This is a genomic window from Haloparvum sedimenti, assembly GCF_001462205.1.
Classification (GTDB): domain Archaea; phylum Halobacteriota; class Halobacteria; order Halobacteriales; family Haloferacaceae; genus Haloparvum; species Haloparvum sedimenti.
Genome location: NZ_LKIR01000142.1, coordinates 14,491 through 25,820, shown reverse-complemented (window position 1 = coordinate 25,820; position 11,330 = coordinate 14,491). Strand labels below are relative to the sequence as shown.

General features: G+C 70.1%; 10 protein-coding genes. 1 reads left to right on the top strand and 9 read right to left on the bottom strand.

Annotated elements, in window-relative coordinates:
• Positions 1 to 61: 61 nt before the first annotated feature.
• Positions 62 to 1,552 carry an ATP-binding protein gene (locus tag AN233_RS14720; RefSeq protein ID WP_058367524.1) on the top strand — a complete coding sequence of 497 codons (1,491 nt, stop codon included), beginning with the start codon at positions 62 to 64 and terminating at the stop codon, positions 1,550 to 1,552.
• Here the strand turns inward: AN233_RS14720 and hemL are convergent.
• The 9 genes from hemL to AN233_RS14680 form a co-directional block, all read right to left on the bottom strand.
• On the bottom strand, positions 1,534 to 2,871 hold the full coding sequence (hemL, locus tag AN233_RS14715; protein WP_058367523.1) for a glutamate-1-semialdehyde 2,1-aminomutase: 1,338 nt from the start codon (positions 2,869 to 2,871) through the stop codon (positions 1,534 to 1,536). The two genes, AN233_RS14720 and hemL, sit on opposite strands and share 19 nt — an antisense overlap.
• Before the next feature lie 101 nt (positions 2,872 to 2,972).
• Entirely contained in the window at positions 2,973 to 3,104 is a 132-nt protein-coding gene (locus tag AN233_RS18280) for a hypothetical protein (RefSeq protein ID WP_281176571.1), read from the bottom strand.
• Positions 3,104 to 3,457, bottom strand: a complete 354-nt coding sequence (locus AN233_RS14710) for a hypothetical protein (RefSeq protein WP_218055104.1) — start codon at positions 3,455 to 3,457, stop codon at positions 3,104 to 3,106. The genes AN233_RS18280 and AN233_RS14710 overlap by 1 nt, the downstream gene beginning before the upstream one ends.
• A gap of 269 nt (positions 3,458 to 3,726) precedes the next feature.
• A complete protein-coding gene (locus tag AN233_RS14705; protein WP_058367522.1) occupies positions 3,727 to 5,406 on the bottom strand; it encodes an ammonium transporter in 1,680 nt (559 codons plus the stop codon).
• Positions 5,407 to 6,088: 682 nt separating this feature from the next.
• Positions 6,089 to 7,120: a DNA repair and recombination protein RadA gene (radA, locus tag AN233_RS14700; RefSeq protein WP_058367521.1), complete on the bottom strand. Its 1,032-nt coding sequence runs from the start codon at positions 7,118 to 7,120 to the stop codon at positions 6,089 to 6,091.
• Positions 7,121 to 7,259: 139 nt separating this feature from the next.
• Positions 7,260 to 7,760 carry an ACT domain-containing protein gene (locus tag AN233_RS14695; protein WP_058367520.1) on the bottom strand — a complete coding sequence of 167 codons (501 nt, stop codon included), beginning with the start codon at positions 7,758 to 7,760 and terminating at the stop codon, positions 7,260 to 7,262.
• Positions 7,761 to 7,836: 76 nt separating this feature from the next.
• Positions 7,837 to 8,427 carry an imidazoleglycerol-phosphate dehydratase HisB gene (hisB, locus tag AN233_RS14690; RefSeq protein ID WP_058367519.1) on the bottom strand — a complete coding sequence of 197 codons (591 nt, stop codon included), beginning with the start codon at positions 8,425 to 8,427 and terminating at the stop codon, positions 7,837 to 7,839.
• 61 nt (positions 8,428 to 8,488) lie between these two features.
• Positions 8,489 to 9,280: a 1-(5-phosphoribosyl)-5-[(5-phosphoribosylamino)methylideneamino]imidazole-4-carboxamide isomerase gene (hisA, locus tag AN233_RS14685; RefSeq protein WP_058367518.1), complete on the bottom strand. Its 792-nt coding sequence runs from the start codon at positions 9,278 to 9,280 to the stop codon at positions 8,489 to 8,491.
• A 262-nt stretch (positions 9,281 to 9,542) separates the two neighbouring features.
• The gene (locus AN233_RS14680; protein WP_058367517.1) at positions 9,543 to 11,291 is read right to left on the bottom strand and encodes an excinuclease ABC subunit C; all 1,749 of its coding nucleotides are present in this window, start codon (positions 11,289 to 11,291) and stop codon (positions 9,543 to 9,545) included.
• Positions 11,292 to 11,330 lie beyond the last annotated feature (39 nt).

Genomic DNA, 11,330 nt, shown 5'->3' with positions numbered 1-11,330 from the left:
GTGGCCCGTTCCGGGCGACGCCGGGGAAAGAGCCTTGGAGGTGTCCCCCCTCGGGACGAGCATGACCGACCCGATCCGCGACGGCGGGCAGGCGGCCGTCGCGGTTCTCGGTGTCACGCTGGCCGCGGTCCACGTTCGTCACGTGCTGCTGATGAGCGATCCCCTGCTCGTCGTGGTCGAGGCGGCGGTCCCGCTCGGACTGGCGCTGGGGCTGGTCGCGAGCGCCGGCTGGCTCCGCCGGGAGGGATACACGCGCCGGGAGACGGGGTACGTGTTGGCGTGGATCGGCGTCGGCGTCTTCGCGATGCTGTGTGCCCTGCTGTGGACGATCGGCCACGAACTGTTCGCGGGGGCCGAGATGGCGCACCTCCCGTACCTGCTCGCGAACAACGTCACCGGCGGCGCGGTCGTCGGCGTCGTCCTCGGGTCCTACGACGTGGCCACCCGCCGGCGGGAGCGCGCTTACGAGGAGGCGCGAACGGAGGCCCAGCGCGAGCGCGACCGTTTCGCCACGCTGTTCGAGGGCGTTCCGAGCCCCACGGTCCACTACGAGTACGTGGACGGGGAACCGCTGATCAGGGACGCCAACCCCGCCTTCGTCGAGGTGTTCGGCTTCAGCGAAGAGGAGGCGCTCGGCCGGTCCGTCGACGACCTGATCGTCCCGCCCGACCGCCAGGACGAGGCCGCCGCGCTCAACGAGCGACTCGACGAGCGAGACCTCCAGGTGGAGGTGCAGCGCCGCGCCGCGGACGGCACCCGCGACTTCCTGTTGTACACCGTCCCGCTGTCGGAGACCTCCGACCACGGCTTCGCCACCTACGTCGACATCACCGAACAGAAGCGGCGCGAGCAGCGGTTGCAGGTTCTGAACCGCGTCCTCAGACACGATCACCGAAACGCGATGAACGTGGTCATGGGCCACGCCGCGGACATCGTCGAGGCGAGCGATGACCCCTCGGTTCGGGCCTGCGCGGAGGCGATCCTCTCCCGGTCGGAGGACCTCCTCGAGCGGAGCCGGAAGGCCCGGTCCGTCGAACGCGCGCTCGGCGAGGAGACCCGCGAGCGGAAGGCGGTCGACGTGGCGGCACTGGTCCGGCGGCGGGCCGCGGCCGCCTCGATCGACGGGATCGACATAACGGTCGCCGTGCCCGCGGACCCGGTGTGGGTCGCCGGTAACGACCTGCTCGACGTGGCCGTGGATAACCTGCTCGAGAACGCCGTCAAACACGCTGAGGACCCGGCGGTCGAGGTGCGCGTGACGCCCGGTAACCCCGTCCAAGTGACCGTTCGGGACGACGGTCCGGGCATCCCCGAGGAGGAGCTGGCGGTGCTCGAACGCGACCGCGAGACCCAGCTTCATCACACCAGCGGGCTGGGGCTGTGGCTCGTGACGTGGATCGTCCGGGACGTGGACGGCGATGTGTCGTTCCGGTCCCTCGAGGACGGCACCGAGGTGACGCTATCTCTGGAGCCGGCGGATCCGCCGGGAGAAAACGAGAGCGAGGAGGACGGCGGTGAGGCTCGCGGGACCGCCTACAGCGACGCCTCGTAGGCGGCGAGCGTCTCCTCGACGTCCGCCTCCGTGTGGGCGTAGGAGACGAACTGGCTCTCGAACTGGTTGGCGGTGAGGAAGACGCCGCGCTCCTTCATCTCCTGCCAGAAGACGCGCTCCCAGCGGTCGGTTTCCGCGTTCGCCACGTCCGCGCCGTTCTTCGGACAGTAGTCGTAGCGCGGGCAGTCGGGGTCCTGCCGGCAGCCGCCGGAACACTGTCCCTCGAGGTTACGCGGCCCCTCGCGCGTGAAGATCGTCTTGAACAGCGAGTCGGTGCCGACGACGGTGTACTCGGGCGCCCGATCGGCGCAGATCTCCGAAATCCCCTCGCGGAGCTTCTCGCCGAGTCGGTTGACGTGTTCGTAGACGTCGTTCTCGGCGGCGTATCTGAGCGTTTCCAGCCCCGCGGCCATCGTGACCGGGTGACCCGAGAAGGTGCCGGACTGGAACACGTCGCCGCTGGGCGTGAACTCCTCGATCACGTCCGCGCGGCCGCCGATGGCGCCGACCGGGAAGCCGCCGCCGACGATCTTGCCGAAGGTGGTCACGTCGGGCGTGACGCCGAATTTGCCCTGCGCGCAGCCGAGGCCGCCGACCCGGAACCCGGTGATAACCTCGTCGAAGATCAGGAGGGCGCCGTTGTCGTCACACAGATCCCGGAGCGTCTCGTGGTAGCCGTCGACCGGCAGCACGATCCCCTTGTTCGCGAGGATCGGCTCGACGAGGACCGCCGCGATGTCGTCCCCGTGCTCCTCGAACACCTCCGTAACGGCCTCGGGGTCGTTGAACGGCACCGGGAGCGTGTGCTCCGCGAACGCCTCCGGGATCCCCGGCGTCGAGGGATGGGCGTCGCCCGCCTCGCCGGCGACGAGCGTCGACTCCTGTGCGCCGTGATAGCCGCCTTGCATGACGACGATCTTGTCGCGGCCGGTGTGGCCGCGCGCGAGCCGGACCGCGGAGACGGTCGCCTCGGTCCCGGAGTTGACGAACCGCGTCATCTCCACGCTCGGGACGTGCCGCGCGAGGAACTCCGCGTGCTCGACCTCGACCTCGGTCGGCGCGCCGTACATCGGTCCCGCGGCGACGTGCGACTGGATCGCCGCCGACACCGGTTCGGGCAGGTCGTGACCGTACAGGAGGGGGCCGTACCCCATCACCCAGTCGACGTACCGGTTGCCGTCGGCGTCGATCACGTGGCCGCCGTCGCCGCGCTCGACGAAGAAGGGATGCGGCATGGTGGCACGGACCGAGGAGTTGACGCCGCCCGGCAGCACCGACAGCGCGCGGTCGTAGAGCTCCCGCGAGCGCTCGTGGTTCATGCCTCGGGCTTCGGCGCGGCGGCCCAAAGTCCTTGTCGAGTCGGCGGCGGCCGCCGGATCGAGGCTGACGCCACCCGGACGTTGCCCGGGCGCCGGGCCGCTCACATCCTGTCGCCGTCCGTCGTCCCGCCGGCGGCCGTCTCCCCGCCGTCCATCCCGGAGCCTCGCGCCATGATCAGGCCGCTGGCGAGCATCACCAGCGCGAGCGCGGTCATCCCGAGGTCGACCCCCATCAGGCCGGCGCTCCCCATGGTCGAGCCCATCGCGTCGCTCCCCATCCCCGACCCCATGCCGCCGTCCATTCCGCCGCCCATGCCGCTCCCGTCGGCGAGGAATCCCGCAGCCACGCGACCTGGATCGCGAGCATGGTCAGCGCGTAGACGGCCATCAGGGGCCCGCTGGCGTCGCCGATGCGGTCGGCCGCGGGCGTCAACAGTGCGAGACCGTGAACGAGCGCGACGGCGCCGACGACCAGCATCAGCCACCCGGCCGTCACCATGCGCGAGGCGGTCGTCGCGCTGACCACCGAGTAGCCGCCGGACGCCACGCCGACCGCGGCGCCGTACAGACGCGTGTTCGAGACCATGCCTCCCCGTTGCGGGGCCAGCCACATAGCCGTGAACCCGGATCCGCGCCCGGGTCGCACGGCCGCATCCCGCTCGCACCGCGGCGCTCGGGTCGGACGGCCGCGACCGGCGCCGCCGCTCGGCGTTCGATGAACTGCAGAAAAGCGCCGCACGCGTGCGGCGTGGCGCGGCGAGACGGGCGCGACCGCCCGCCACACACCCAAGCGTCACCCCGCGCGTCGCCACGGCCAGGCGGGGGTCGGAATGCCGTCGACGATGGAGTGTCGCCTCAGACCGCTTCCACCCCGCGGGCGCCCGTGCGGACCTGCAGCGCGTCCTCGACGGGCATGATGAACACCTTGCCGTCGCCGGGTTCGCCGGTGGAGGCGGCGTCGGCGATGGCTTCCGCGACCTCCTCGGCGGGCACGTCCGCGACCACGCACTCCACCTTCACCTTCTGGTGGAGGTCGACGACGTACTCCTCGCCGCGCCACTGGCCCTTCTTGGCTGGCTGGGAGCCGCGGCCGGAGACGTTCGTGACGGTCAGCGACGGCGCGCCGGTCTCCGCGAGCGCGGTCTTCACGTCGCCGAGCTTGTCCGGGCGGATGATCGCCGTGACCATCTCGATGCCCGAGCCCTCGCCGCCGTCCGTGCGGACGACGCCGGCGTCGCCGCCGTCCGCGGCGATGGGCTTGCCGAACTCGGGGTAGGTGTCGACGCCGTGTTCGGAGACGTCGAGGCCCTCGCGCTCGTGTTCGGGCGAGACGCGGGCCTGTCCGGCGGCCTTGAACGCCCCGAAGACGGCGCCGGTGGCGACGACGGTCCAGACCGTGATGACCGCGGTGCCGACGACCTGCGCGACGAGCAGGTCGACGGAGAAGCCGTTGACGTGGACGAACGGCAGCGCCAGCACGCCGATGACGCCGGCGGAGCCGTGGACCGGGAAGACGGCACAGACGTCGTCGATCTTCAGGCGGTCGGAGACGAACTCGAAGACGAACGGGAGCTGGAGGCCGCAGACTAACGCGACGGCCATGGCGCCCCACCAGGTGACGACGTTGGCGATGCCCGTCACGCCGACGAGGCCCGCGAGCAGTCCGTTCGCGACGTACAGCGTGTCGACCTTCCCGTTGACCGAGAGGGAGGCGATGGCGGCGCCCACCGCGCCGAACGCCATCCCGACGGTGGTCGCGAGCGCGACGCGGCCCACGGAGGCGTACCCGCCGAGCGCGAGTTCGCCCGCCTCGGTGGTCGTGAAGACGGTCGCGGTGGTGCCGACGTTGAAGCCGTACCAGCCGAACGCCAGCACCAGCGTCCCGAGCACCGCGAAGGTGATCGAGTGGCCCGGGATGACGTTCGTGGAGCCGTCGTCGGCGTAGCGGTCGATGCGCGGGCCGAGGACGTACGCGGCCGTGAGGCCGGCGATGCCGCCCATGCCGTGGACGATCATGCCGCCCGCGAAGTCGACGAAGCCGAGCGAGGCGAGGAAGCCGCCGCCCCACGTGAAGCCGACCACGACGGGGTAGATGACCGCCGCGAGCAGCAGCGTGTAGCCGACGTACGCGCGGAGCTTCGCGCGGCCGGCGACCGCGCCGGAGACGATGGTCGCGGCCGTCATCGCGAAGACGGCGCCGAAGAGCCAGCTGTTGACCCAGGCGCCGTCCTCGGCGCCCATCACGGCCGTGAACTGGCCGAGACCGTAGGAGCCGCCGCCGGTGAGACCGCCGACGAACGCCTCCAGCCCGAAGCCGATGAAGAAGTAGGCGATGACGCCCACGCTCCAGGTCAGCAGGTTCTTCGTCAGCTGGTTGGCGACGTTCTTCGCGCGGACCTGTCCCGCCTCCAGCATCGCGAAGCCCGCGTGCATGAAGAAGATCAGGAAGCAGGCGACCGCGACCCACATCAGGTTCACGCCCTCCGCGATGACGGAGGGGTCGACCTGCGCGAGCAGACCGGCGCCGAGCGTCATGCCGACATCACCTCAGCGAGCCCCAATTCCAAACGATCGTTCACTGGTACACCCGAACTGCGTGCGTTCGTATCGTGAATCACGTCTTGACTTGGTGGAACGACCATACATAAAGATTGGAGTTGAGTTTGTCAAAAATTCAGGCCGAGAATACAGCAGCCGTCAGATATAGGGACGAATAAGGGCAATATAAGGACGTAATTCGCCGACAGACCGTGCAAGTGTTGCCACGGAACTTGACGGCCATAGTGTCAGAATGTCCGAGAGATACGGCCAAAACGCTCGCGCGCACCCGGTGTTCGAGGCCCATCACCCGGCTCTCTGGGGTCGACGGGTCGGGATCCCTCACCGTGGGATCGTGCTACCGATCAATTTTCGGTCTCCTGCGGTCGCGGTGCGGTGCTGTGGCGGTGCGGTGCTGTGGCGGTCGCGGTCGCTGTGCGGGTTTCTGTTTCGGCCGCGGTGCGGTGCTGATGCGGTCGCTGTGCGGGTTTCTGTTTCGGCCGCGGTGCGGTGCTGATGCGGTCGCTGTGCGGTTATGTGCGAGGTCGTGGTACCGCGGCGGCGCGAGGGCGCGAAGCGCCCGCAGCGCCGACCGCGGCCCTTTTTGATCGACATTTTTCAAGGGAGCGGTGAGCGCGGCGCCTGCGCCGCGCTCACCCGACCGCAGAAAAAGGTCGTCTTACTCCGGCTTCAGCCCCTCGTTCTGGACGCGCATGACTGCCTCGCCGTCCGCGAGGTTGGGCGCGTCGACGAGGCGGACGATCCGCTTGTCGCCCTTCGACTTGCGGAGGTACATCCGGAACGTGGAGGCGTGACCGAGGATGTTGCCGCCGATCGCCTGCGTGGGGTCGCCGAAGTAGGAGTCGGGGTTCGACGCGACCTGGTTGGTGACGAGGATGGCGGTGTTGAACAGGTCGCCGATCCGCATCAGGTCGTGAAGGTGCTTGTTGAGCTTCTGCTGGCGGTCGGCGAGTTCGCCCCGACCGACGTACTCGGCGCGGAAGTGCGCGGTCAGCGAGTCGACGCAGACGATGCGGATGGGCCACTCCGTTTCCTCGTGCTCGCCGGCCAGCTCCTTGGCCTTCTCCGCGAGCAGAATCTGGTGGTTGGAGTTGAACGCCTTCGCGACGTGGATCTGGTCGAGGAACGCGGCGACGAGCTCCTCCATCGCCTCGTCGTCGTCCGGCGAGCCCTCGATCTCGCGGCGCTCGAACTCGTTCGCGAGGATCTCGTCGTCCAGCCCGCGGACCATGTCGTCGATCCGCTCGGGGCGGAAGGTGTCCTCGGAGTCGACGAAGATACAGCCGCCCTCGAGGCCGCCGTACTCCTTCGGAAGCTGGACGTTGACGGCCATCTGGTGGGTCACCTGCGACTTGCCGGCGCCGAACTCGCCGTACACCTCGGTGATCGACTGCGTCTCGATACCGCCGCCGAGCAGCTCGTCCACCTCGTCGATCTGCCACGAGAGCTTGCCGATCTGCTCGCGTCGTTCGAGCACGGTCGCGCCGGTCTCGAAGCCGCCCACGTCCGCCGCCTCGCGGGCGGCGTTGATGATGTCGGACGCGGACGACTCGCCGATGTCTGCGGTGTTCGACAGCTCGCCGGGGCTGGCCACGGCGATGCTCTGGTAGCTCTCGAAACCGCTGTCGACGAGTTTGTCGGCCGTCGCGGGGCCGACGCCGGGAAGGTCCTCGAGTTCGTCTTCGGGCATGTACTCCCGCCTTGTCCGTCACCGCATATAAACCCCCGTTAACACCGTAGTGGAAGTGAAACGAGAGACGACCGCCTCGAGCCCGGATGGCGCGTCACGGGTGAAAAGTACGGGGCGAAAGAGAGGGAGCGCGACCGCTTCAGAACTCGACGCGGCGGACGTAGGCGAGGTCGCGGATCTCGACGAGCAGGTCGCCGGGGATCGCTTCGTCGGTGATGACGTACAGTTTGGGGTCGTCGGTGAACTCCGGATCCTCACTTATCACCTGTCGGATGGAGATGCCGTGGTCGGCGATCAGGCCGGTCACCTCCGCGACGATGCCCGACTCGTCCGCGGCCGCGACCTCCACCGTGAGCACGGTCAGGTCGAGCACCGGCGCGAGGTCCATGAGGCTCGGGATCGCGGAGATGTTGGCGAAGATCCGGCGGAGCTCGGGGTCCGCGAGGATCGCGTCGGTCGTCGAGTCGACCACGCGCCGGTCCACGTCCAGCTCGCGCGCGATCCCGGTGTAAGGGATCTCGATCCCCCCGGAGACGACACGCCCCTCGTCGTTGACGGAGAAGCCGCGCTCCAGAAGCAGCCGGATAACCGACTGCTGGCTCGGCGAGCCCTCGAACTTCTCCATTATCTCGTCGAACATCCGTTACTCGAACGCCCGCCGCGCAGGGCTTAAAAGGCACGGGGCGGTCCGCGACGGGAGCGGCGACGGCCGTCCGCTACAACTCGCCCTTCGTGCTCGGCGTGTCGGACCGGCGGTCGTCGATCCGAGTCGCGTCGTCGAGCGCCCGGGCGAGCGCCTTGAACAGCGCCTCGACCTCGTGGTGGGCGTTGTCGCCGCGCTCGATCCCCGCGTGCAGCGTCAGGCCGGCGTTGTGCGCCAGCGACATCGCGAAGTGGTCGGCCATGACGCTCGTGAACTCCCCGACCGACTCCTGCGAGAACGAGCCGGAGAACTCGTAGTACGGCCGGCCCGAGATGTCGACCACGACGGACGCGACCGCCTCGTCGAGGGGCACGCGCCGGTCGGCGTAGCGCCGGATCCCGCGCTTGTCGCCGAGCGCCTCCGCGAACGCCTCGCCGAGACAGATCGCCACGTCCTCGACGGTGTGGTGGTCGTCGATGTGGGTGTCGCCGTCGCACTGGACGGTCAGATCGAAGAGGCCGTGCTTGGCGAACGACTCCAGCATGTGGTCGAAGAAGCCGACGCCGGTGTCCACCGCGGCGTCGCCGTCGCCGTCGACGGCGAGCGTCAGGTCGATCTCCGTCTCGGCGGTCGCCCGCGAGACGGCCGCGCTCCGGTCGCTCATACACGCCCCCTCGCGGGCCGGTCATAAGGTGGTTGCGCTCATCAACTCGCCGCGTTCCTCGCTACTTCTCGCCCGCGTCGCCCGCGTCGACCGCGTCCGCGGCCGACTGCGCCTCCGCGAGCGTGAACTCGCCCTCGTACAGCGCCGTGCCGACGACGGTCGCGGCCGCGCCGGCCTCCTTCAGCGCGACCACGTCCTCGACCGACGCGACGCCGCCCGACGCGACGACGGGAATGTCGACCGCTTCCACCACGGCTTCGACCGCCTCGCGGTCGATCCCCGAAAGCTGTCCCTCCACGTCGACGTTCGTGAAAAGCACCGCGCCGGCGCCGAGCTCCTCGTAGCGCGCGGCCGCCTCGGCGGGATCCAGCCCCGTCGACTCGGTCCAGCCGGAGACCACGACCTCGCCGTCCTTCGCGTCGAGGCTCACCATCACCGACCCCGGATACGTCTCCGAGATCTCCGCGACGATCTCCGGCTTCTCGACCGCGGCCGTCCCGAGGATCACGCGGTCGAGACCCAGCTCCAGCAGATCCATCCCGCCCGCGGCAGTCCTGATCCCGCCGCCGAGCTGGAGGTCGATCGCTCCGGTCCCCCCGCTGCCCGCCTCGAGCCTCTCGACCGCCTCGACCACCGCCTCGATCGCGGCCGCGTTGGCGCGCTCGCCCTCGAACGCGCCGTCGAGGTCGACGAGGTGGAGCGTGCGCGCGCCCGCGTCGATCCACCGCTCCGCGGCCTCGACCGGGTCGCCGTACCGCTTGCCGGTGCCGCGTTCGCCCTGCACGAGCTGGACCACCTCGCCGTCCTGCACGTCGACGGCGGGGATCACCTCGAACTCCGGGAAGTGGCTCATGAAGTCGGCTACCGTCGGTCCGGGGTTAAGCCGGTCGGTTCCGGCGACGGCTGCTCTCCTCGCCCCGATCCTTATGTACCAGACCGAACCACCCGTTCCGTGACCTGACCACGACCGCGGGGCGGGCGAAACGGGGGCCAGCGCCCCCGACACGCGCGCGGTCGCCGACCGCGACGCGAGAGCGCGGCAGTCGCCCCGCGAGCCGACCTGAACCGCGACCGTAGCCGCCTGTTCGCCATTTATTATCGGCTGTCAGCGTCCGCTATAGGCGATCCGCGATGGTCCGCGCCGTCTTCTCGCCGACGCCGTCCACGTCGGTCAGGTCCTCGACGGACGCGTCGCGGACACTCCCGACCGACCCGAACCGACGGAGGAGCCGCCGGCGTGTCTCGGGGCCGACGCCCGGCACGTCGTCGAGGACGGTCGAGACCTCGTCGCGGACCGTCTGGTGGTACTGGACCGCGAAGCGGTGCGCCTCGTCGCGCACGCGCTGGAGGAGGTGTAGCTCCGGCGCGTCGTCCGGCCAGTCCCGCGGGCCGTCCGGCGTGATCACGATCTCCTCGGCCTTCGCCAGCGCGACGACCGGCACGTCCCAGCCGGTCTCCGCGAGCGCGTCCCGCGCGGCCGCGAGCTGCCCCTCGCCGCCGTCGATCAGCAACAGGTCCGGGTCGGAGCGGTCGTCCCGATCCTCGACCGCCCGCGTCGCGCGCCACCGGATCAGCGCGCGCATGTTGGCGTAGTCGTCGTTGCGCTCCGGGAGCTTCTTCCGCCGGTAGTCGGCCGTCTCGGCGCTCCCGTCGACGAAGCAGACGTCGGATCCGACGACCGCGGTTCCCTGCGCGTGGCTCACGTCGAACCCCTCGATCCGGTCGGGGCGATCGATGCCGAGCCGGTCCGCGAGCGCGCCGAGCTCGTCGTCCCGCCCGCCGCGCCGCCGGGCGTTCTTGAGTGCGAGGTCGACCAGCTTCGCCTCGCGCCCCGCGCCGGGAACGCGCACGTCGACGCCCTCGCGTGCCAGCCAGTCGAGCACGTCCTCGTCGGGCGGCCGCTCGGCGAGTAGGACGACGTCCGGGAGGTCGCGCTCCGCGTAGTACTGGGTGAGGAAGGCACCGAGCACCGCGGCCGGCGTATCTGCCGCGGCCCCGTCCTCGTCCGTCGGCGCGTCGAGTCGGTGCCGACTCCGATCGACGAGCTGGCCGCGCTCGCTGTGGAGCCGCGCCACGCGCGGAGAGCCCCCCTCGACCGCGGCCGCGAGCACGTCGGTCGTTTCCGCGGATGGACGCCCGGCGACCGCCTCTGAGCCGCCGCCGTGGAACGCTTCGACTGCTTCCAGTCTGTCCCGGAGATTCGCGGCGCGCTCGAACTCCTCACGCTCCGCGGCCGCCTCCATCTCCCGGCGGATCGGGTCCGCGAGCGCGCCGGTTTCGCCCTCGAAGAACCGGCGCGCGGCGGTCACGTCCTCGCGGTACGTCTCGGGGTCGATCTCCCCCGTACACGGCGCCGTGCACAGCCCCATCTCGTAGTCGAGGCAGGGGCGGTCGCGGTCGCTGTACTTGTGGTCCGAGCAGCCGCGCAATCCGTAGGTCTCCCGGACCGCCTTCACCACCGTCTCGACGCGGCCTTTGTTCGTGTAGGGACCGAACGCGGTCGCTCCCTCCTCGGGATCGCGAGTCACCTCGATTCGCGGAATCGGGTGGTCGGTGAACTGGACCAGCGGGTAGGACTTGTCGTCCTTCAGCCGGACGTTAAACCGCGGCTGGAGCCGCTTGATCAGGTTCGCCTCCAGCAGCAGCGCCTGCGTCTCGGTGTCCGTGACCGCGAAGTCGATCCCGTCCGCGCGGTCGACCATCCCGCGGATCCGCCCCGACCGCGGGTCGGCGTACGACCGGACGCGGGCGCGGAGGTCGACCGCCTTGCCGACGTACAGCGTCGTGTCGCCGTCCTGGAACTGGTAGACCCCCGGCTCGGCCGGGAGATCGGCCGCTCGTTCGCGGACCGCGGCGGCGTCCATCAGGTTCCCGTAGCCGCCTCGCGGGTTTGAACGCTACGG